Here is a 22,559-nt window from a genome sequence, read left to right on the forward strand (position 1 = left end):
AAATGGAGCCAAAGTTAGCTCAAATTAGTCGTTATTTTATAACGCAAAATCGTTACAGCTGAATAAAATTACAAATTTTATCTAATTGTTGTTCATAGCCGACAAAACTGTGGTCGCCATTGGGCTCTAGATGTAATTCACAGCTGTGGTACTTATGTAATGCTTGTCGATAATCTAACACTTCGTCACCAGTTTGCAACAGCACCAGAAAACGGTCAGGGTGTCGTATCACTTGAGTATCAAACTGCGCAACATCATCTCGATGTTGCGGTAACACCTGATAATGCTCATTGGTATAGGGATTATATTGAGGCCCGATAAACTGTTCAAATAATTCGAAGGGTTTTACCGCCGGATTAACCAAAACAGCCCTTCCGCCATAGGTTTCGGCTAAATAACTAGCAAAATAGCCACCTAACGATGACCCAATAAAGCGTAATGTTTGCCCTTGTTGTTTAGCTTGTTCGGTAAATTCACATAACAGTGTCATCGCAGCATGCGGTGAAGAAGGCAATTGCGGTTGATGAAATACGACATGAGGGTAATGTTGATGAATATACTGAGCGGTTTGAACGGCCTTATCCGACTGCGGCGAGCTATTAAAACCATGTATATAAAGCAGCATATGTCCTCGCGAGTCGGTAAATTACATCTTAATTAGTACCCACTCGCCTTATTATCAGGGGAAAAGCGATTTCCAGGCACACGGTAAACGTTAGTACGAATGCTACCATCGCCTGCCAACTCCAGCAAACGATAACCGGGTTGTAGTTGGTCTAAAGCAAAATAAGGTGAGAGAGGTTTAAATTGAATACACGTAGACGGTGTTGCCATTAATGGAATATCGCCATGCGGCCCCACATGAACTTTGTCGACTTGCTGATGCACATGGCCCCATAACACACCTTTAACTTGTGGGTAGGCGCTGGTACGAGCTAAAAAATCGGTACCGTTCATCATACAGTGCTGATCAAGCCACGCACATTCCATCATAATGGGATTATGATGCATCACTAACAGTACATGCTTGTTTGGGTGAGCTTTGATGGCGGCATCAATCAGTGCAAATTGTTGCTCGCCCATGTACCCGCCAGGCTTGCCACGCACTGTTGAATCGAGCATTAAAATAATCCATGCACCAATCACAATAAGCTGTTGGCCAAAAACCTGCTCACCCTGCATGCGCACGGCCATTAAGCGAGGGTCATCATGATTACCAGGTAAATAATGACAAGGAAGATTAAGCGCCTCAATTCTATCAACGAAATGTTGATAAGACTCAGGCGAATAATCTTGGCTGATATCACCGGTGGCGAGTAGTAAATCAGCGGGATATTTGGTTGCCATGAACGTATTTAACACTGCTTGAAGGCTATTTGTGGTGTTAACACCTAATAGCTGACCTTCAGGATCGGCAAATAGATGCGGATCAGTCACTTGGACTAATCGCACAGGTTCATTTTCAGCAACAGAATAATGCACTGCGTCTTTTAGCACGAAAAATCCCTAACACAAAAATATGGTAAATAAGCTATGACTGGCAAGCCACTCTCCTAGCGCCAATCTTCAACAGCTCCTCAAGGAATGCATTCACTTGAAACTTCTCATCGCTATGATGCATATGTATATTAGGATAATCATACACTGGCTTTAATCGATAAATCTGTTGGCTAGTTAACACTTCTGCTAATTGAGCATCATGATAGATACGAACAAGTGCTTTTGGAGATTTAAAAAAATGTCCATTTGGTATAGGGCGCGAAATTTCGACTAACTGGGTATATTTAGTGTTTTCGATAATATTGACTAACAAAGTGCCAAATTCACCCTCAACCTGCCAAGGCTCGTTAAGGCTAAACTGTTCTGGTAACCATTTTAAAATATGCGCGTAATTACGACCGCACACAGCCAAAAATGCGCTGACATTCGGTTGATACTTTTGCTTTTTATTGTGGTTTGACACTGTCACTCAATCGTTCCTATCTGCAAATCTTTGTCTCTAATACGTTTAAAGTGTATCGCGGATCATTTGGTAGTTCAGCATTAACCACTGAATACCCAGTACTGTAGAGGCGTTGTCGATGCGGCCATTGTTTACCCAATCGTAGGCTTGCTGACGACTCACAACATGCACACGGATATCTTCATTTTCATCATCCAACCCGTGTACACCAGATGCTTTAGTCGCATCGACGTGCCCCCAAAACAAATAAAATCGTTCAGTGGTGCCGCCGGGGCTAACTAAGTAGCTGTTTATTGGTGTTAAACTTTGCAACGTTAAGCCAGCTTCTTCTGCCAATTCGCGTGTTGCGACTTGTTCTGGTGATTCGCCGGGCTCAATCATACCCGCCACTAACTCAAGAAGCCAGATTGATTTAGTAGTTGCTAATGCTGGCAGGCGAATTTGTTCAATTAACACGACTTCGTCACGAATTGGGTCATAAGGCAGCACCACAACCGCGTTGCCGCGCTCAAAAACTTCACGGGTGACCTCACCGCTCCAACCACCTTTAAATAATTTATGTTTAAAGGTGTACTCATCTAATTGAAAAAAACCTTTATAGAGGACTTTTTTCTCAATTAGCTTAAAATCGGAATCTGCATTAAATGTCGATACACTCAGCTGGTCAGGCATAATTTTCCTTGTCGATTAAACAAACGCTTATATAAGCTATTTTAACAGGTTAAATTCACATAATTAATAACTAAACGGCACACTGATTACGTACACAAACGGATTTAATTAAAATAAAATCTGTTACACTTCAAATTTGACTTGAAAAACAAAAAATCAATACTATTTAGAGTGCATGGTAGATATAAAAATAGTGCACAATGCAATTGTGTATTGTGAAGTATTTTTACAACATTGAGCACTGGAACATTGAGCACACGGCTCCGACGATTGCCACGTTAAGTTTGCTTTACTATCTACCCTAAACTTAACGGTGCGGCATGACCAAATTAATCAGTTATTTAACACCTCAAATTCATGAGGCATTGTCTAAAAAGGGCAGCAAATGAAATTCAAAATTGGATCATTATACGCAGCACTAGCTTTTGCTATTGCCGCACCAGCAGCACAGGCTGACGATTTATTGCAAATTTATCAGCAAGCGCTGACTAGCGACCCTATCGTTTTACAAGCCAAAGCACAACGTGATGCGTTATACGAAAGCATTGAAGAAAACCGTGCACCATTACTACCGACCGTCAGTGCCAATGTTGGTTATGCAAAAGCATGGAATGATCCAGCTGATGACACCGACGGCCTAACCGGTGGCGTCAGCCTAACCCAGGTAATATACGATCACAGTGCATGGGTTGGTTTAGATTTGGCTGAAATGGCTGCATCGCAAGCAGACTCTGCATATGCCTCAACATTACAATCACTGATTACTCGTGTCACTAGCGCATACTTTGATGTACTAACGGCTAAAGATAACTTTGAGTTCCAGGGTGCTGAAAAAGCGGCAATTGAACGTCAACTTGAGCAAACCAAACAACGTTTTGCGGTGGGCTTAACTGCAATTACTGACGTGCACGAAGCTCAAGCACAATATGACCTAGCCTCAGCACTTGAGATCCTAGCGCAAAACACGCTAGACAACAGCTACGAAGCATTACGCGAAATTACCGGTATCGACCATAAGTCTATCAACGTATTAGACACCAACCGCTTCTCTGCAGGCTCTCCTGCACCAGCATCTTCAACTGAATGGTTGAAAATGGCTGAGACCAACAGCATTGATTTAATGACTCAGCGTATTGCTAAAGATATCGCTAATGAGACCATCAGCTTATACAAAGCAGCTCACATGCCGTCTCTAAACTTTAATGCGGGTTATAACAAGGGCATGGACCAAACTCCTGGCCCAGATTACGACAACACTAATATCGGTGTGACATTAAGTATTCCATTATTTGAAGGTTTTGCGGTTTCTTCACAAGTTAAGCAGGCACAATTTGCTTATGTAGAAGCCAGTGAATTGTTAGAACAAACGCACCGTAGTGTCACTAAAAATGTTCGCAACAACTTCAATAACGTAACGGCATCGATTAGCTCTATCAAAGCCTATGAGCAATCTGTTATTTCATCTGAAAGTGCGTTAAAAGCGACTCAAGCGGGTTTTGAAGTCGGTACGCGTACCATTGTTGATGTCCTTAACCGTACTCGCGACTTATACGATTCAAAGCGTCAGTTATCAGAGGCACGTTATGGCTACATTAACTCAATCCTAGCGCTAAAACAGGCTGCGGGTACGTTAAATGAAGATGATGTTATTGCCATTAACAACGGTTTGATTGCACAGTAATCTCCATTTGTTACCATAAAAAACCGCCAGTTGGCGGTTTTTTTATGGTCTGTACTTTCAGTTAAAGGCTTAGAAACGCAGTTCAACTCCGGCAAACGCACCTTTAAATTGAGTATTTTGAGACACATCAGAAAAGTCGCTGACATCAAAATTAAAGTCACGGTAACCCACGCGCACTAAAGTATCGACCGCTAAATTGTCAAACTGCCAACCTAAACCTAGACCGTAGTCATAGACATTAGATTCATCAACACCAAACAATACATCTGCAAAACCAAATAAACCTAAACCAGCCATGCCGACCTGCGCACTGGCATAGCCCATAAAGATACCGCTATCAATATCAATTTGCTCAGGATGACCGGCATCAGCAACACGTAACGAGCCGTTCATTTTCTTGTAGGCTGCGCCCAAATCAACTGACACTAAATCGTTGTCTAAAATTTCGTAATACAGCACAAAATCCGTATTGTTTAGCTCGTTGGTTACCGAGACTTCACCTTCAAATGCATGGCCATTAAACGTAAAATCGACATTGTCTAAACCGGCACTTGATTCTAAGCGATTTTCACGGATCTTAACATTTGGCACAAACGGGAAAGGATGCTCAACCGCAATCCAAACACTGCCCTGCGACGAGTCGTCAGAAAAACTGTGCGCGACACCATCGGCATCATTAAATGAATTTGTCGTGTCTGCTAACCAATAGTCGGCACCGACTTTAAAACCCACAACAGTTGCCGCATGTGCCGATGATATGCTTAATAAACCCACTACAGCGGTGGCAAGAAGAGTCTTTTTCATCATTATCCTTGAGAAATTAAGTTAGTTAAATCAATAACTGCTGCGTTAGCACGCGAGATATAATTCGCCATCACTAACGAGTGATTAGCCACTAAACCAAAACCGTTTCCGTTGAGCACAATTGGGCTCCACACTGTCTGCTGGGTCGCTTCAAGCTCACGAATAATTTGGCGTAAACTCACCTCAGCATTTTTCTTTTCTAACACATCAGCAAAATCAACTTCAATAGCACGCATAAAGTTTAATAATGCCCAGGCAGAACCACGGCTTTCATAAAATACGTCATCAATTTTCCACCAGCTGGTTTTAATCTCACTGCTCGATAATCCTGGTGTTGATTGACGTGCAGAACTGTCACCGGCTAAATCAGTATTTAAGCGTTCTTGACCGACACTTGCCGATAAACGCTGTGACATACTGCCTAAACGCTTTTGTACTTCTTTAAGCCACTCATTCAGGTTGTCGGCACGGGCATAAAACTGCGCGTTATTGTTGTTTGGGTCACTAATCTTGGCACGGTAAAGTTTCAGTAATTTGATCGCTTCGCGATATTCACCTTCAGCGCTTGGTACCAGCCAACTGGTATTTTCGATATTTAACTTAGAATGCGCAGCAAGTAAGTCATTATCAGCAGTCGATTGCGACTGTGAGCGACTAAACTCTTTACGCATAATTAAGGCTAAATCACGCACTTGTTCTAACGCACCAAATTCAAATGCAGGCATGTTATCCATCATTAATGACGGTGGCATAACATCATTTGATAACCATCCACCTTGCTTATCGAGTAAGGTTTCCATGGTTAAAATTAATGAACTGGTGGTACTGTAACCAATAATTTTTTTGGCATTATCGGTTTGCGCAGAAATCGGTTTAATTGGATCCGGTTCAATACTCCACCAGACACTCACAAAATACAGTACTAAAGAAAGTACCCCAACTACGCCTAATATTTTATTCCTTGTAACTTGCATCAATATCACTCCTTAATGATGGTGATGATGGTCGACTTGCTCACCCTCTTGAGTAGCAGCCTGCTTTAAGACCGGTAACTCAATCATAAGTTGCTGACCATCTTCAAAAATTAATTCTAGCGGCACTTTATTATCAACCACTAACGGGGCCGTTAACGACAATAACATGACATGGTCACCTGTTGATTGCAGTGTTAACGTCCCATGAGATGGTATTAAAAAACCGTCAACTTGGCGCATTTTTACCATGCCATTTTCTTCAATTATCGTATGTAACTGCGCTTCTTTAGCCGCGGGGGTATTGACCGCAACTAACGTCACTGCATTTGCTGTATGGTTAGCAAGCGTAAAATAAGCTGCAGTATTTGGCACACTCGCAGGCATAGCTCTAACATGTCCATCAACAAGAACAATGTTCGCCGATGCAGCGAATGACACTGATGATAACACTAAAAAGTTAAACAGGTGTTTGAATATTGCTTTCAATGTCTTAAACTCCATGTAAACCACACTCGCATTCACTATAGGAAGTCACGAATGAGTTATATTCAGGTAAGAGATGATCAAGGCGTACGTATCATCGGCTTTAATCGTCCAGAAAAACGTAATGCCTTCAATCTAGAAATGTATCAACAACTCACAGAATACCTGATCCAAGGGGAAGCCGACAACGACATTCGTGCCTTTATGTTTCATGGCACTGAAGACTGTTTTACTTCTGGTAATGATATCGTAGATTTCCTGCAAAGTGGTGCATTAGATGATAATCATCCAACGGTTAAATTCTTGTTTTGTTTACTGGATCTAAAAAAACCTGTCGTTGCAGCGGTGACAGGGGCTGCCGTCGGTATCGGCACCACTTTACTGCTGCACTGTGACTTAGTGTATGCCGACAATAAAGCCAAATTCCAAATGCCTTTTGTTAATTTAGCCTTAGTACCAGAAGCCGCTTCAAGCATATTGTTGCCATCGATTGTTGGCCAACATAAAGCCGCTGAGTTGATTTTATTAGGTGACGCGTTTGATGCACAAACCGCTGCGCAGTTAAATTTGATTAATCGTGTGGTTGCCGCAGATGAATTGATTAGCTTCAGTTTAGCGCAAGCAAAAAAATTGGCGGCCCAGCCACCTTTGTCTATGCAAGCTTCAAAACAACTGCTACGTCATAATCAGGCTCAAGTTAAAGCCCAAATGAAATTAGAACTGGTGCAGTTTGCCAAGCGTTTGCAAAGTGATGAGGCTAAACAACGTTTTAAAGCCTTTTTAAATAAATAATCATCACCTCATCAGCCAGACACATTAGCCGCGACGCTGATGACCTCGCTCATCCCATACGATTCAATCAGGGATGAGCATTAAAAGCGTGAAGTTTTTTGGCTCATCACAACAGCAACAATAAAATACGCCGCTAAACTGATGCTCGGATTAGTCACCACTAAGCCAATGGTCACAACACGAGTCCATAATAACGACCAACCGTATTGCTTGGCTAAGTTAGCTGATACACCACACACTATCCGTGCTTCATCTTGTAATCGACTGATTAAACGATTCATATTTTTATCTCCTGCAACATTGCCTATTGGCACATTGATATTCTGTACTGGTTTTATTGACCATTTTCATCGTTCGCGTATGGCTAATAAACGACTTCTCTTACTGCTATCTCTTAAGCTTGGTCATTAATGTCTGGCCATATCAGCCCGCTGACTCACACAGCCCACTAACGTAGCAAACAATGCAAAACTGATTACCGGCATTAATAGCAACAACATTAACGGCAGCACCAAGCCTATATTTAACACCCAATCCATTACTTGTTCTCTGCAGTTTGGCCTGCAATTGCCGTTTTGTTCAATTCAGGTTCAGCAAATGTCACTTCTGCAAAGCTTGAGTTGATTTCAAATACTTGCTGTGCAATTTGAGTCTGTAAAGACAACATAAACTCTTGCTTAGCGGTTGAAATCATTTCTTGGCTTGCTTGAGTCATATTTTGCTCAAGCGCATTAAGCGTGTGACTCACCGACATTTCATCAGCTTGCGCAGATACACTCGCAGTAGCCAGTACAACAGCAGCAATAGATAATTGAACAGTACGACGAACTAATTTATTTGAAGTTAATGTAAACATGGTGGCATCCTTTCTTGTGTTGGTTAATGGCAACTAAACACCCGTCTAGTTGATTACACTATGGGTATTACAAGCTGCGTGCCAACTTTTGAAATCAATTACAAACCATTAAAAAATAAACAGTTTTATTTTTTAAGTTGGATAAAAAACATAGAGTCATCGAGTTCAAAAAACCAACAGGTAGTAAAACTAACCAACAAGTTGGCGAAAATGACTAGTTCATTAAACAAACAAAAAATGAGCAAAGAATACGACAAGGAAAAACCACATCCATTTGGGATAATCCAAACAAAAAGCGCCTCAATAAAGGCGCTTTTAGGGGGGAGTAGAGCTAACAGCAAAGTCTACCTGTCCGCATTGATAAGTGAGCACTCAGAATGCATCCAGCGGTTTTTTGATTAAGGCGTTGCTATAAGGTAACGGTTGTTCACTTTCAAATTGTAAAGGTCGAATTAAGCCTGTGACTCTGCTAATGCCTGGGCATCAACAAACTCTGCCGCTTTTAGTACCACATTAATATCGGCATTAGGTTTGTGGGCGTTTTCACTTAAATGACGACGCCAACCGCGTGAGCCAGGTAACCCCTGGAATAAACCTATCATATGACGGGTAATGTGATTTAAGCGGCCACCTTGGGCTAAATGGGCCTCAATGTAGGGGATCATCTGCTCAATGACTTGCTCGCGTGTAATGACAGGACCATTAATACCGCACAGTTGCTGGTCTACCAGCGCTAAAATATACGGATTTTGGTACGCTTCACGGCCAACCATCACCCCATCTAACTGCGTTAAATGTAACTGGGCTTCTTCCAGTGTTTTAATACCGCCATTAATGCTGATATTCAGCTGCGGGTAATCACGCTTTAATTGATACACGCGCTCATAATCTAATGGCGGAATTTCACGGTTCTCTTTTGGGCTTAGCCCCTGTAACCACGCTTTGCGTGCATGGATAGTAAATGCAGTACACCCTTTAGCGTTGACCGTCTCAATAAAGTCGGTTAAAAATTGATAACTGTCTTGTTCATCAATGCCAATACGGGTTTTGACGGTAATTGGAATATCAGTAACCTGCTTCATTGCATCGACACACTCTGCCACCAAGGCGGGCTCAGCCATTAAGCAGGCACCAAAACGACCATTCTGCACCCGATCTGACGGACACCCTACGTTAAGATTAACCTCATCATAACCACGATCTGCAGCCAATTTGGCACATGCGGCTAAATCAACGGGGTTTGATCCGCCAAGTTGCAGCGCTAATGGATGTTCCTCAGTGTTATAAGCTAAGTAATCACCCTTACCTTGCAATATCGCACCGGTTGTCACCATTTCAGTATAAAGCAGCGCCTTAGCCGACAATAAACGCGCAAAGTAACGATAGTGACGATCAGTCCAATCAAGCATAGGCGCGATTGAAAAAGTGCGATCGAGGGTATCTGTTGAGGTAATGATCTTAGGCGTTGTATTCACTGAATTATTTTACTCATAATCTGGGTTAATCGTGCACGTGTAAAGTCATGTATGAGTTTACAACCGAGTCGAGCACCGGAGTAAGCTTTCGTCAATATCAGCCGGTAACCTCAATGTCATTGATATTACAACAAATCTTTGAGTTGTTTGCACGTTTGGAAATGTCTCAAAATCACTGCACATTATACAATGAATCATTTGTTTATGGGAGGGGCTAAAAGTCCTCCTTATGAAGTGAACAATGTTATTACCGCAATAGTGTTAGGTTAAACAGTTGTTTTTAAAATTTAGTATTAATACAATTTCATTTAATAGAATATAGCTACTCAAAAATTACTCAGTTACTTTAGAATAATATGGAGTACCTTGGTCGCTAATCTGACCTAATACCATTGCGCGTTAATTCACCACCGTTAACACTTTGACTGGTCATCGACAGGCACTTTATGAACCTTAATTCGCAGAGTAATGATGTAGAGGAAATGAAGATTCTTAATGTCATCCAGCATGGAATTATCAGACTTAACCAACAATTTGCCATTATCGCCATCGACTCTGAAATAGAATTACTATTCAATAAATTCTTTTATAAACGAAATGATGAACCACTCAATAGCATAAACAAACTTACTGGTATGCAATGGCAGAATATTGTCTCCGACTTACAAGGATCATCACCCGAAAATCCATGGTTAGTTGCTTGCCAAACCAAGGTAGACCAAACGGTGAAGCTCACGCTTAACAATAAAGACGCATTATTATCATTGTCGTTACGCTACTCGCCAGTATTTGACCATAACGACAGCGTATTAGAAGTCCTTGTATTCATTGTTATATCAGACACCATCCAACAAATAGAAAAAGACCTGCAAATAGAAAAAGCATTTTACCGGGCAATGGTCAAAGATATGCCCGCATTGATTTACCGTTATACTACTGATGGCATAGTGACATTAGCTAATGCTGAACTGTGCAGCTATTTTGGCGCAGATGCAGACGATATCATCGGCATGAGTATTTATGATGTCATGGATGCTGAAAATGTTGAGGGGGCTAAAATTCATTTAGCAGGTATCACGCCTGAAAACCCAATCTGTTCGCATGAGCATAGCGGTAAAGATTATGCTGGAAATGTTCGATGGTACCAATGGACTGACCGCTTAATTCTTTCCAATGATGGACAACCATTAGGTTACCAAGGCATAGGACTCGATCTCACAGAACGTAAAATACATGAAGAAGAGCTGCTGCGCCTAGCAACAACAGATACCTTAACGGGGCTGTTAAACCGTCGCCAATGTTTTACGTTAGCCGAGCAAGAATTAGCTCGCTGTCGTCAACACAATCGTCCGTTTTCACTCTTAATTACTGATATCGATTTCTTTAAACATGTTAATGACAGATTTGGTCATATGGCGGGTGACAAAGCCCTGCAAAGTTTTGCTACTTTATGCACTAAGGCTTTACGCGATATCGATATCATTGGACGTTTTGGTGGTGAAGAATTCATTATTATCTTACCGGAGACAGATCTTCAAGGCGCAATCATTTCAGCTGAGAGGTTGCGCCAAAACGTTGAGGCTATGAACATTTCCTTTAATGAGAATAACTTAAAAATAACAGTCAGTATTGGTATTGCAACCAATGATGAGCATCCTGAAATGTCGCTAGACAGCATGCTTGTAAAAGCTGATGAAGCACTCTATAACGCTAAAACAACAGGGAGAAACAAGGTTGTAACCTGGCCAATAAAGCCACCGGCCTAAACTGAATAAAATAGATTGATTAGTTTTTAATAAATCAAAATTTTGGCTTAATAAACCGATACACCCTCTCATGAAACACTTAACACGATAAGTGATGACAATCATCAAGTTTATCTATCTGCAAACACTAACTCTCTGTATAAAAATTGATTTTACGAGCCATGTCTCTTTCTATTTAATTTTTGTGTTCTAAGCTTTAACTTGTATTTCACTTTACTGATATAGTGTGTATTCATGCTAGCGAGCCTAAACGATAATCGGTGTATGGTCAGCTTTATACGCCAGATCCCACAGCGGCAATTAGCACAAACCGATTTAGCATTTTTAATCTAGAGGACACCTTTGCCTATGAACGTTGAATTCATTAACCCGTTTCTTGTTTCTTTGATCAATGTAATTTCAACTATGGCGACAATGGATCTTAAGCCTGGTAAACCTCAGTTAAAAAACCATGACCTTGCTAAAGGCGATGTCTCTGGCTTGATTGGTATGGTGGGGCCTAAAACTCGTGGCTCGCTATCAATTACCTTTGAGCAAACCCTAATTCTTGAAATTATGCATAAAATGCTCGGTGAAAAACCTGACATCATTAATGATGAAGTGACCGATCTGGTCGGTGAAATTACTAACATGGTCACCGGCGGTGCTAAGAATTTGCTCAGCGATAAAGGCTATGATTTTGATATGGCAACACCGGCGGTTGTGTCAGGTAAAAACCATACTATTTCTCATAAAGCGCGCGGTAAAAAAATCATGATGCCTTTTACCCATGAACACGGTAATGCCTTTATTGAAATCTGTTTTGAAGATGCCCAATAACCTTTACTAAATATTAATGATTGTCTTTAGTGCATTGACCTAAAGAACACATAAAAATGGCCAACTTGCTAAGTTGGCCATTTTTATCGCATGTTTATGCTATTTAACCTGAGTTCAGGTTATTTCCAACGGCTAATCGAGCAACTCGACCAACACTCTGGGAGTTAATTTGGTCACTAGCTCATAAGCAATCGTACCAATATGCTCAGCCACTTCTTCAACCGCGAGCGCTTTACCCCACAGTTGTACACTGTCACCCACTTTATCCTGGGCATCAGCGCCTAAGTCTACAGTTAGCATGTCCATCGACACGCGACCAACGATGGGTACTCTACGGCCATTAATCCATACGGGTGTGCCTTCTGGGGCGTTGCGCGGGTAGCCGTCACCATAACCAATAGCGACAACACCTAAACGAGTATCTTGTTTGGCGGTCCAAAATGCACCGTAGCCAACACTGTCACCAGCTTTGTGCTCACGTACTGCAATAATGTTAGACACTAACTCCATTGCCGGAATAAGCCGATGATTAGTGCCTTTATCGCCCACAACCGGGGAGACACCATAAAGCGCGATCCCTGGTCTAATCCAATCAGCCTGGCTTGATGGCCAAAATAATGTACCGGCAGAATTTGCCAACGTTCGGTCGCCGTCTAAACCACTGATGAGCTCTTCAAACGCATTAATTTGTGTTTGCGTCATCTTGTTATCTGGCTCATCTGCGCAGGCAAAGTGAGTCATTAAATGAATAGGCTTAGCCACCTGTGGGCATTGCAATAAACGTTGATAAATACTGTCAAACTGATCCAATGTAAAACCAATACGATGCATACCGGTATCAATTTTTATCCACACTGTTACCGGTTTATCAAGCTTAATGGTCTCGAGCATTTGCAACTGCGACTCATGATGAACCACTGTATCAATATTATGAGAGACTAATATCGGCAAATCAGATTGACGAAAAAAGCCTTCTAACAATAAAAGCTTACCTTCAACTCCGCCAGCGCGAAGCTGCAGTGCTTCTTCAAGTCTTGCTAAACCAAAACCATCAGCGCCACCATGATATTTACCAACGCTTTCAACAAAATTCAATATCCCTACACTTTCAGCCACATTGAGCAAACCATGGCCATAACCATTGGCTTTAACCACCGCCATAATTTTACTTTTAGGGGCAATAAGACGCAGTTGCGCCAAGTTACTTTGTAATGCGCAACGGCTGATTTCTGCACGAGGAAACGGTTTCAATAGACTGCCTTAATTAAACAATAAAAACATGACTCATGTTGCGGGTACAACCAAAGTATTATTTCGTTAGCTGATGATCATAAATAGCCGCGAAGTAAAATTAAATATTTGATAATCAATAATTAATCTTCTTCGAACTGCGGCCCAGCATAATTATCAAACCGTGAAAATTGCCCCTGAAAGACCAAACGCACACGACCAATAGGACCGTTACGCTGTTTACCAATAATGATTTCAGCAGTGCCTTTATCTTCAGAGTTGTCGTTATACACCTCATCACGATAAATAAACATAATTAAGTCGGCATCCTGCTCAATCGCGCCTGATTCACGTAAGTCTGAGTTAACCGGGCGTTTATCTGCACGTTGCTCTAGTGAGCGGTTAAGCTGAGACAGTGCAATAACCGGAATTTCGAGCTCTTTTGCTAAGGCTTTTAACGAACGCGAGATTTCTGAAATTTCCAGAGTACGGTTATCTTTTAACGAAGGCACCTGCATTAACTGCAAGTAATCGATCATAATCATCGACAGGCCACCATGCTCACGGGCAATACGTCTGGCTCGGCTGCGCACTTCGGTTGGGGTTAAGCCTGAACCATCATCAATGTACATTTTGCCTTGCTCAAGCATAATCCCCATCGTTGATGAAACACGTGCCCAATCCTCATCATCTAATTGACCGGTACGGATTTTGGTTTGATCGACGCGGCCAAGTGAGGCCAGCATACGCATCATAATCTGTTCTGACGGCATCTCGAGGCTAAAAATGAGCACAGGCTTGTCTTCATTCATTGCCGCTTGTTCGCATAAGTTCATTGCAAAGGTGGTTTTACCCATCGATGGACGTGCCGCCACAATGATTAAGTCACCCGCTTGGAAGCCAGCCGTCATTTTGTCTAAATCGCCAAAACCACTAGATACCCCCGTCACACCATTATGTGGATTGTTGTATAGCTGCTCGATTTTATCGACGGTTTTTTCAAGAATACTTTTGATGTTTTCAGGGCCTTCATTGGCGTTTGTACGCATTTCGGCAATTTTGAAAACCTTGCTTTCGGCTAAATCTAATAGTGCACTTGAATCACGGCCTTCTGGGTTATAACCCGCATCAGCAATTTCATGCGCAACCCCAATCATATCGCGAACCACGGCACGTTCACGTACGATATCAGCGTAAGATAAAATGTTACCGGCACTGGGGGTGTTTTTAGCAATTTCGCCTAAATAGGCAAAACCGCCTGCATCGTCTAATTGGTCTTCTATTTCAAGTTGCTCAGAGACGGTAATTAAGTCGAGCGGCTGCCCAGACTCCATTAACTTTTGCATCGCATTAAAAATCATTCGATGTGAGCGAGAATAAAAATCTTCAGGTACAACCGCTTCAGAAACACGGTCCCACGCTTCAGCATCTAGCATCAAGCCGCCCAAAACCGACTGTTCAGCCTCAATTGAATGTGGCGGCAGTTTCAATGCATTGACTTCTGCATCTTTTTGCCTATTTCTGGCTTTAAAAGCACCTTGTTGTGACATTAACGCTCCCAATTTACAACGACTTTATAAAATATGGTATAACACCGTGTCTAAGCTTAAAATGCTGTCATTTAGAATGAAAAAGACGGCTTCGTCAACGGTTAATAAATTATACATTTAAGGAAAATACATGCGTATTGCACTTGTTGCAGCATTAGTGCTGACATCCTGTTTTGCTTATGCTGATGAAGGACAATGGCAGCCTTACCAAATGCTATCCATTGCCGACAAGTTACAACAACGTGGTATTGATATTCCTGCCTCACAGCTTGCCGACTTAGGCCAATACCCCATGAACGCCGTTGTCAGCTTGGGCTATTGTACCGCCAGTTTTGTATCGCCCCAAGGCCTAGTTGTCACAAACCATCATTGTGCCTATCGCGGTATCCAATATAACAGCAAAAAAGAACATAATTATTTGGCAAATGGTTTTTTAGCACATACCCAAGCAGAAGAACCATCGGCAGGGCCAAATGAGCGCCTTTATATTACTGAGGAAGTGACCGACGTCACCGACAAAGTTCTCGCCAACTTAAGTGATGAGCCTTTAACCCGTTTCGAGCAAATCCAAACCAATAGCAAAACATTAGTCAAAGAGTGTGAAATCGACAGTAACTACCGCTGCGAAGTCGATGATTTTCACCATGGTCTTGAGTATTACCTCACTAAAAAATTGATTATTCGCGATGTGCGTTTAGTCTACGCCCCACCAGAAACAGTCGGTGGATTTGGCGGTGACATCGACAACTACGAATATCCTCGTCATTCAGGTGATTTTACTTTTTTACGCGCATATGTGGGTAAAGACGGTAAACCGGCCTCGTTTAATAAAGACAATGTGCCGTACCAACCTAAAAGTTACCTTAAAATTAACGCTGACGGTGTTAAAGCAGGCGACGGAATTTTTGTCGCGGGTTATCCAGGGTCAACCAGCCGCTACAACCTCACGAGTGAACTGCAATTTGCCAGTGATTGGATTTATCCTACTTACGCTAAACGCTATCAATTACAAATTGATACCGTGAATTTTATGGGCGCGGTTGATAAAGAAATTGCTTTAAAATATGCCGGTACGATGGCATCGATGGCCAATCGCATGAAAAAGTTCAACGGCCTACTCGATGGCTTTAATGCCACCGACATTGTCGGCATTAAGCAGCAACGTGAAGATGACTTTTTAGCATGGTTAAAAAAAGATCCAACTGCCAACCAAGACTTGATCAGTAATCTTGAAGCATTACTGACTGAGCAACACCAGCAAGCAAAAATAAACTACTTCTTTAAAAATGCCCAATCGAGCGAAATGCTCATTACGGCAAGTAAACTGTATCGTTTAGCAAAAGAAAGAAAAAAGCCCAACGACAAACGTGAACCAGGGTATCAGCTTAGAGACATGAAAATGTTTAGAGCGGCGCTAAGGCGTATTGATAGCAGCTTTGACCCTGCAGTAGATAAAACATTGTGGTTACAAGATTTACAAGCTTATGTAAGACAGCCGCTTAGAAATAAAGTGTTTGATAGCGCACTCAGTATTACCGACAACTTTGAAGCATTAGAAGTTAAAGTTGAAGCCTTATACGCATTAACGGAGCTTACAGACCAAACCAAGCGTCTTGCCTGGATGAAAAAACCAGCCTTGGATTTTGAAGCCAGTGAAGATCCCTTTATTCGCTTAGCTGTGGCGATCCACGACACCAATATGGCTTTGGAAAAACGCGAAAAAATACTCGACGGCAAGCTATCATCTGCACGCCCAGAGTACATGAAAGCAATTATTGACTATTACAAGTCTAACAACTGGCCAGTTTACCCAGACGCAAACCGTACATTACGTATTACTTACGGCATGGTCGATGGTTATCTGTCTAAAGATGCCACCTACAAACAACCTTTTACTCGCCTAGAAGGTTTGCTAGCAAAACACACGGGTAAAGAACCTTATAATGTTCCCGCTAAATTGCTCGCAGCCATTAAATCTGGCGATCAGGGTGATCATCGTGTCACATCAGTATATAAACAGCAAAGCAACTGTCAGTTTATGTCGTGCCTAGACAAACCAGCAGATTTCAACTCGGTACCGGTTAACTTTTTATCCAGCGCAGACACCACAGGTGGCAACTCAGGCTCACCAGTATTTAATGGTAGAGGTGAACTTGTTGGACTTAATTTTGACTCAACCTACGAAGCCATTACTAAAGACTGGTTCTTTAACCCAACCATCACCCGCGCTGTCCACGTCGATATTCGTTACATTTTATGGATGATGGATAAAGTTGATCACGCTGATAACTTAATTAAAGAATTATCACTGACCAGAAACTCAGACATAGCAGAAGTAATCACGCCTACAAGCACAATCATAGCAACAGAAATGATATCGGAAATGCCAGTTGATGTTTCAGTAGAAGCGCAAACCGAAGCACTCGTTGAAGCCAATGCAGAAGTTACTGGAGGGCTGGCAACTGAAGCAACAGCCGAAGACACAACTGAAGTCGCTGCCGAAGCCGTAACTGAAGTAGTAGCCGAAGCGACAACTGAAACAGCAGCCGAAGCCGTAACTGAAGTAGTAGCAGAAGTAGTAGCAGAAGTAGTAGCAGAAGTAGTAGCTGAAGCGACAATTGAAGTGGCTGCCGAAGTGACAACTGAAGTAGCTGCCGAAGCCGCACCTGAAGCAGTAGTCGAAGCGACAACTGAAACAGCAGCCGAAGCGACAATTGAAGTAACTGCCGAAGCGACAACTGAAGCAGCTGCCGAAGCGACAACTGAAGCAGCTGCCGAAGCGACAACTGAAACAGCAGCCGAAGCGACAACTGAAACAGCAGCCGAAGCGACAACTGAAACAGTAGCTGAAACGACAACTGCAGTAGCTGCCGAAGCGACAACTGAAGCAGCTGCCGAAGCGACAACTGAAACAGCAGCCGAAGCGACAACTGAAACAGCAGCCGAAGCGACAACAGAAGCAGTAGCTGAAGCGACAACAAAAGTACCTGCCGAAGCCGCACCTGAAGCAGTAGTAGAAGCGACAACTGAAGCAGCTGCCGAGACTGTTGCTGCTACCGCTCAAACTGCCGAGCAAAAGAAAGCTGATACAGAAATATCGACAAGCAATGTCAAATCAAAAACAAAGCCCAAGATAGAGACTGAAACTGATAAAGTATCGAGTCAAGCAAGTGATGCTGAAGAAAAACAACGATCTGAAGTCGAATAATCATTAAATAATCTGTTTGGAATGAACATCAAAAGGTGTTCATTCCGATAGAACCCTAACGCCTTTCCAAGCAATACGAATATATTGTCATACTGCGTGAATTTAGTTTATTGATACATTCAATATTGGCAAAGATTGTTAATTATTTTTAGTTTAGAAGTTCACAGCTAAAGCTCATTCACAAAGCATTATCGGCTGAAAAGTAGGACCGGGTATATGCTGAGCAGTATAAATATCGCCCATAAAAAAACACCGCCCTGAGGCGGTGTTCTTTTATGGAGCTAAAGGTAATTAAGCTTCTGCAACAACAGACACTTTAACTACTGCTTTAACTTCAGCGTGTACTTGTACTTCAACTTCGAAGTCACCAGTAGTGCGTAAAGCACCTAAAGGTAGACGGACTTCAGATTTAGCAAGTGCTACGCCAGCTGCAGTAACTGCATCAGCGATATCACGGTTGCCAACTGAACCGAACAATTTACCTTCATCACCTGCTTTAGAAGCAATAACAACTGATTCTAATGCAGTTAATTTTTCAGCACGTGCAGTCGCTGTAGCTAATTCAGCAGCTAATTTAGCTTCTAATTCAGCACGACGAGCTTCAAATACTTCAGTGTTTGCTGCGTTTGCTACAACCGCTTTACCGTATGGTAAAAGGAAGTTACGAGCATAACCAGCTTTAACAGAAACCTGGTCGCCTAAGCTACCTAAGTTTGCAACTTTATCTAGCAGAATAACGTTCATTATCAAATCCTCTTTATTCGATTAGGAATTAATACTGCAATATTACTGATGTAAATCAGTATATGGCAGTAGAGAAAGATAACGAGCACGCTTGATAGCGCGAGCTAGTTGGCGTTGGTATTTAGCACTAGTACCAGTGATACGGCTAGGAACAATCTTGCCGCTTTCAGTGATGTAGTTCTTTAAAGTAACGATATCTTTGTAATCAATCTCTGCAACACCTTCAGCGGTGAAACGGCAGAACTTGCGACGACGGAAATAACGTGCCATTTTGACAGTCTCCTAAGTTTTCAATTCGACATTTTCAGCATGCAAAACTAAACGGTTTTGACCATTTCGTCCTTGTTGTAGTGAAAGAAACCCTTCTACTTCAACCTGCACACCTGCTTGTAATTTATCTGTTACGCTATTAAAGCGTGGACCACTTAATATCACCTGTATAATGCAGTATACGTTTCGTAATAACTCTGCTTCATATCGCTGTGATTTATGCTCTACCGTTATAACCGTATGGTTTATCCCGCTAGGGCTATTTAATCGTTTAGTGCGGGTAACCGTACCAAACAACGTTAAGTGATTATTCACAGAATAAATTATTCAGCGTTTTCTTCAGCGCTTTCTTCTTCATTGCTACGGTCATCAGAAGATGAACGACGTGAATCACGTTCGTCTCTTGCTTTAGCCATAGGAGAAGCTTCAGTAACGGCAACTTTAGTGCGCATTACCATGTTACGCAGAACAGCGTCGTTGAAACGGAAAGCTGTTTCTAACTCTTCGATAGACTCTGCAGATGCTTCTACGTTCAAAAGAACATAGTGAGCTTTATGTAGGTCTTGAATTGGGTATGCCAATTGACGACGGCCCCAATCTTCTAAACGGTGAATTGTACCGTTAGCAGCGGTGATAACACCGGTGTAACGCTCAATCATACCTGGGACTTGTTCACTTTGATCTGGGTGAACCATAAATACGATTTCGTAATGACGCATTTATTGCTCCTTACGGTTAAGTAGCCTCTTTTCTGGCTCAGTCAGACCAATGTGGAGGCAAGGAACGAATTAAAGTGACTGATTTGAGCGCGCGATAATACATAAACACAGACTGAAACTCAAGTAATAACTCTCTTTTCAGCAAACTTGATTGCAGGTATGATGTCGGCAGTCAAAAACCTTGCGTTTACGCCATCACAGAATAAAGCAATTTAATGATGACCATAAAAAAACGAGTTACCACATGCCTCCTCTTCTTATTGTCTGCTCCAGCATGGGCTTTAGTTCCACCCGATTACCAAGAACCGACAACGAGTTTTAATGCCGAGGTTGAAGCGGGTTTACAGCTAAACAGCGGTAACAACGAAACAAAAAACTTCAACGGCCGCACTTATTTAACGTATGACACGTTAAAAACTAAGCAAGAAGGAACCGTCAAAGTTTATTATGCCGCCGATGGCAGCGAGTCAACGGCAGAAAAGTATGAATTGTTTTTACAGTCTAACTACAAGTTACAACGCGGTTATGTATTCGGCCGTGGCGAATTAACTTGGAACGAATTTGGCTCTTACACCCGTATTACAACGATATCAAGCGGTTATGGTTTTGATTTAATCAAAAACAACCGCACTAAACTCAGCCTTGAAGCCGGCCCAGGTTACCGTTACGACCAACCACAAGCCAGTACCGAAGACCCTTATCCAGATGAAAACCGTGATGTCATTCTGCGTTCTGCTGCAAAATACAATGTAAAATTACAAGAATACACCAGCTTTAATGCTGATATAACGGCTGAAACCGGTTTAGACAATAATACATTAACCCTTGATATGAGTTATAAAAATACCTTTATTCAAGATTGGGCATTTAAAATTGGCATGAACATCAAGTACACTGAAGTCGTCCCTGAAGACAGTAAAAATACCGATACAGTAACGACTTTCAACTTGTTATATACGTTTCAATAATAATTCAACGTAAGTGAAATGAAGCGCAACAAGCCATTCATTCAGTAAGGTGTAAAGACCTTACTGAAACTTTCGAGGCGCAGTTATGGACAGCCCGCTACGCAGTTTTGCATCATTATATAGCACCACCTTTTTAATGGTGCTCGCCGCAGGTCTTCTCACCACGTACTTAGGTTTAAGCCTGACCAATATGGATGTGCCACAAATATGGATTGGCGGCATGATGTCGGCTTACTATATTGGCCTTGTGTGTGGCTCAAAAGTGGGCCATAAACTGATTGCACAAGTGGGTCACATCCGTGCCTTTGTTGCTTGTGCAGGAATTGTCACAGCCTCTGCGCTAGGTCATGCACTCATTGATAACTTAACCATATGGTTAATATTGCGCCTTGCTGTTGGCATGGGAATGATGTGTCAATATATGGTGCTAGAGAGCTGGCTAAACGAACAAGCAGAAACGAATCAGCGCGGTACGGTGTTTGCCAGCTACATGATTGTCTCCTACCTGGGGTTAATGGCGGGCCAGGGTGCAATTAGCTTATACCCAGAGCTTGGCATTGAACCACTGCTGTTAATCGCCATTTGTTTTGCATTGTGTATCGTGCCCATTTCAATTACACGTAGAATCCACCCGGAACCCCTCACACCTGCACCATTAAAAATGGGCCATTTTTGGCAACGTGCACCACAAGCATTGTCAACGGTTGCGCTAGGCAGCATGATAGTCGGTTGTTTTTATGGCTTAGCGCCTTCTTACGCCACCGCAAAAGGGATCGATCCTGAACATGTCGCGATGTACATGTCATGTACCATTTTCGCAGGCCTACTAGCACAATGGCCAATGGGTAAATTATCGGACATTATTTCGCGCAGCCTACTGATTAGAATTAATTGTGCGTTACTTGGTGTGCTGGTATTAATTATTACCATAGTGCCGTTTCATTCGGTTTACTCGCTGATACTCACCAGCTTGTTTGGTATTCTGGCTTTTACGTTATATCCATTAGCCACTGCGTTAGCCAACTCACGAGTCGAACAACATGAGCGTGTTGGTCTATCTGCCACGATATTGGTCACCTTTGGTATTGGTGCCAGTATTGGACCACTTATCGCATCAGGACTAATGCAAGCCATGGGCGACCAAATGCTCTACGGGTTTATGGCAATTTGCTCGTTTACCTTGCTTGGCAGACTCATTTGGGTTAATCAGCGCCAAAAAGCAGAACAGTTCTCTACGGGCGATTATGTCATGGCCGGTGGAGACTTAGTCAGTTCGCCATTAGCAGCGTCACTGGATCCAAGGGTGAATGTAGAAATGGTTAACGAACAGATGATTTATCCTGCTGATGATGCCTTTGATAGACTCGACGATAACATTGACGATGAGCAAGATGATGCAGAAGATAAGCCAGATTATAACTCAGCATATGCCAATGTAATGAACGACGACGAAACCATTGATAAAGAAGATGTTGATGATGAAGATGTTGATAACGAGATGAGCCGGCGCTAGCCGCGAAAACAAAAACGGCGATAATTATATTATCGCCGTTTTTGTCGTAGTGCTATCGCTAACAATTAAACT

The 22,559-nt window shown here is 42.3% G+C and carries 24 protein-coding genes and 1 pseudogene; 8 read left to right on the forward strand and 17 right to left on the reverse strand.

Features of this window, described 5'->3' with window-relative positions:
* Window positions 1–52 precede the first annotated feature (52 nt).
* The 4 genes from GQA99_RS04440 to nudF are packed head-to-tail and all read right to left on the reverse strand — an operon-like array spanning window position 53 to window position 2,635.
* Window positions 53–625 (reverse strand): YqiA/YcfP family alpha/beta fold hydrolase, encoded by a 573-nt coding sequence (locus GQA99_RS04440; protein WP_160052647.1) that lies wholly within the window; start codon window positions 623–625, stop codon window positions 53–55.
* 32 nt (window positions 626–657) lie between these two features.
* Entirely contained in the window at window positions 658–1,497 is an 840-nt protein-coding gene (gene cpdA / locus GQA99_RS04445) for a 3',5'-cyclic-AMP phosphodiesterase (RefSeq protein WP_160052648.1), read from the reverse strand.
* A 34-nt stretch (window positions 1,498–1,531) separates the two neighbouring features.
* Window positions 1,532–1,969: a DUF1249 domain-containing protein gene (locus GQA99_RS04450; protein ID WP_160052649.1), complete on the reverse strand. Its 438-nt coding sequence runs from the start codon at window positions 1,967–1,969 to the stop codon at window positions 1,532–1,534.
* Window positions 1,970–2,008: 39 nt separating this feature from the next.
* On the reverse strand, window positions 2,009–2,635 hold the full coding sequence (nudF, locus tag GQA99_RS04455) for an ADP-ribose diphosphatase (protein WP_160052650.1): 627 nt from the start codon (window positions 2,633–2,635) through the stop codon (window positions 2,009–2,011).
* Between the two features lie 385 nt (window positions 2,636–3,020).
* On the opposite strand from nudF, the gene tolC reads away from it, so the two are divergent.
* Window positions 3,021–4,316, forward strand: coding sequence for an outer membrane channel protein TolC (tolC, locus tag GQA99_RS04460; protein WP_160052651.1), 1,296 nt, complete (start codon window positions 3,021–3,023; stop codon window positions 4,314–4,316).
* A 69-nt stretch (window positions 4,317–4,385) separates the two neighbouring features.
* Here the strand turns inward: tolC and GQA99_RS04465 are convergent, their stop codons facing one another.
* From GQA99_RS04465 to GQA99_RS04475, 3 genes are read right to left on the reverse strand one after another with little or no spacing between them, the layout of a single operon-like run.
* Window positions 4,386–5,120 (reverse strand): TIGR04219 family outer membrane beta-barrel protein, encoded by a 735-nt coding sequence (locus tag GQA99_RS04465; protein ID WP_160052806.1) that lies wholly within the window; start codon window positions 5,118–5,120, stop codon window positions 4,386–4,388.
* Window positions 5,121–5,122: 2 nt separating this feature from the next.
* Entirely contained in the window at window positions 5,123–6,094 is a 972-nt protein-coding gene (locus tag GQA99_RS04470) for a DUF2333 family protein (protein WP_160052652.1), read from the reverse strand.
* 12 nt (window positions 6,095–6,106) lie between these two features.
* Complete coding sequence (locus GQA99_RS04475; protein WP_160052653.1) at window positions 6,107–6,595, reverse strand: copper chaperone PCu(A)C; 489 nt, start codon at window positions 6,593–6,595, stop codon at window positions 6,107–6,109.
* Between the two features lie 36 nt (window positions 6,596–6,631).
* On the opposite strand from GQA99_RS04475, the gene GQA99_RS04480 reads away from it, so the two are divergent.
* Window positions 6,632–7,369 (forward strand): enoyl-CoA hydratase-related protein, encoded by a 738-nt coding sequence (locus tag GQA99_RS04480; RefSeq protein ID WP_160052654.1) that lies wholly within the window; start codon window positions 6,632–6,634, stop codon window positions 7,367–7,369.
* Between the two features lie 80 nt (window positions 7,370–7,449).
* Here the strand turns inward: GQA99_RS04480 and GQA99_RS04485 are convergent, their stop codons facing one another.
* The 3 genes from GQA99_RS04485 to GQA99_RS04490 form a co-directional block, all read right to left on the reverse strand.
* Entirely contained in the window at window positions 7,450–7,650 is a 201-nt protein-coding gene (locus GQA99_RS04485; RefSeq protein WP_160052655.1) for a PspC domain-containing protein, read from the reverse strand.
* Window positions 7,651–7,776: 126 nt separating this feature from the next.
* Window positions 7,777–7,908, reverse strand: coding sequence for a hypothetical protein (locus GQA99_RS20875; protein WP_268244218.1), 132 nt, complete (start codon window positions 7,906–7,908; stop codon window positions 7,777–7,779).
* Complete coding sequence (locus GQA99_RS04490; protein ID WP_160052656.1) at window positions 7,908–8,225, reverse strand: hypothetical protein; 318 nt, start codon at window positions 8,223–8,225, stop codon at window positions 7,908–7,910. Before GQA99_RS04490 ends, GQA99_RS20875 begins: the two co-directional genes overlap by 1 nt.
* Before the next feature lie 60 nt (window positions 8,226–8,285).
* Here GQA99_RS04490 and GQA99_RS04495 point away from each other — a divergent pair, with 60 nt between their 5' ends.
* The gene (locus GQA99_RS04495) at window positions 8,286–8,627 is read left to right on the forward strand and encodes a hypothetical protein (protein WP_160052657.1); all 342 of its coding nucleotides are present in this window, start codon (window positions 8,286–8,288) and stop codon (window positions 8,625–8,627) included.
* Window positions 8,628–8,677: 50 nt separating this feature from the next.
* On the opposite strand, the gene dusA is transcribed toward GQA99_RS04495, so the two are convergent.
* Window positions 8,678–9,700: a tRNA dihydrouridine(20/20a) synthase DusA gene (gene dusA, locus GQA99_RS04500; RefSeq protein ID WP_160052658.1), complete on the reverse strand. Its 1,023-nt coding sequence runs from the start codon at window positions 9,698–9,700 to the stop codon at window positions 8,678–8,680.
* A gap of 482 nt (window positions 9,701–10,182) precedes the next feature.
* On the opposite strand from dusA, the gene GQA99_RS04505 reads away from it, so the two are divergent.
* Both GQA99_RS04505 and GQA99_RS04510 read left to right on the forward strand, forming a co-directional pair.
* Window positions 10,183–11,466 (forward strand): sensor domain-containing diguanylate cyclase, encoded by a 1,284-nt coding sequence (locus tag GQA99_RS04505; protein WP_160052660.1) that lies wholly within the window; start codon window positions 10,183–10,185, stop codon window positions 11,464–11,466.
* Window positions 11,467–11,814: 348 nt separating this feature from the next.
* Window positions 11,815–12,285: a chemotaxis protein CheX gene (locus tag GQA99_RS04510; RefSeq protein ID WP_160052661.1), complete on the forward strand. Its 471-nt coding sequence runs from the start codon at window positions 11,815–11,817 to the stop codon at window positions 12,283–12,285.
* 132 nt (window positions 12,286–12,417) lie between these two features.
* Here the strand turns inward: GQA99_RS04510 and alr are convergent, their stop codons facing one another.
* Complete coding sequence (alr, locus tag GQA99_RS04515; protein WP_160052663.1) at window positions 12,418–13,536, reverse strand: alanine racemase; 1,119 nt, start codon at window positions 13,534–13,536, stop codon at window positions 12,418–12,420.
* A 122-nt stretch (window positions 13,537–13,658) separates the two neighbouring features.
* Window positions 13,659–15,065: a replicative DNA helicase gene (dnaB, locus tag GQA99_RS04520; protein ID WP_160052665.1), complete on the reverse strand. Its 1,407-nt coding sequence runs from the start codon at window positions 15,063–15,065 to the stop codon at window positions 13,659–13,661.
* A gap of 130 nt (window positions 15,066–15,195) precedes the next feature.
* Here dnaB and GQA99_RS04525 point away from each other — a divergent pair.
* A pseudogene (locus GQA99_RS04525) lies at window positions 15,196–17,385 on the forward strand (S46 family peptidase); the annotation flags it as partial.
* A 1,179-nt stretch (window positions 17,386–18,564) separates the two neighbouring features.
* Here the strand turns inward: GQA99_RS04525 and rplI are convergent.
* From rplI to rpsF, 4 genes are read right to left on the reverse strand one after another with little or no spacing between them, the layout of a single operon-like run.
* Window positions 18,565–19,017, reverse strand: a complete 453-nt coding sequence (rplI, locus tag GQA99_RS04530; RefSeq protein WP_160052668.1) for a 50S ribosomal protein L9 — start codon at window positions 19,015–19,017, stop codon at window positions 18,565–18,567.
* Window positions 19,018–19,059: 42 nt separating this feature from the next.
* Window positions 19,060–19,287: a 30S ribosomal protein S18 gene (gene rpsR, locus GQA99_RS04535; protein WP_006083042.1), complete on the reverse strand. Its 228-nt coding sequence runs from the start codon at window positions 19,285–19,287 to the stop codon at window positions 19,060–19,062.
* A 12-nt stretch (window positions 19,288–19,299) separates the two neighbouring features.
* Window positions 19,300–19,602: a primosomal replication protein N gene (priB, locus tag GQA99_RS04540; RefSeq protein ID WP_160052670.1), complete on the reverse strand. Its 303-nt coding sequence runs from the start codon at window positions 19,600–19,602 to the stop codon at window positions 19,300–19,302.
* A gap of 8 nt (window positions 19,603–19,610) precedes the next feature.
* A complete protein-coding gene (gene rpsF / locus GQA99_RS04545; RefSeq protein WP_160052672.1) occupies window positions 19,611–20,006 on the reverse strand; it encodes a 30S ribosomal protein S6 in 396 nt (131 codons plus the stop codon).
* A gap of 215 nt (window positions 20,007–20,221) precedes the next feature.
* On the opposite strand from rpsF, the gene GQA99_RS04550 reads away from it, so the two are divergent.
* Together GQA99_RS04550 and GQA99_RS04555 are read left to right on the forward strand one after the other, a co-directional pair.
* A complete protein-coding gene (locus GQA99_RS04550) occupies window positions 20,222–20,974 on the forward strand; it encodes a DUF481 domain-containing protein (protein WP_160052673.1) in 753 nt (250 codons plus the stop codon).
* An 85-nt stretch (window positions 20,975–21,059) separates the two neighbouring features.
* Window positions 21,060–22,487: an MFS transporter gene (locus GQA99_RS04555; RefSeq protein ID WP_160052674.1), complete on the forward strand. Its 1,428-nt coding sequence runs from the start codon at window positions 21,060–21,062 to the stop codon at window positions 22,485–22,487.
* The last annotated feature ends 72 nt before the right edge of the window (window positions 22,488–22,559 follow it).

The organism is Shewanella litoralis (assembly GCF_009828585.1).
Lineage (GTDB): Bacteria > Pseudomonadota > Gammaproteobacteria > Enterobacterales > Shewanellaceae > Shewanella > Shewanella litoralis.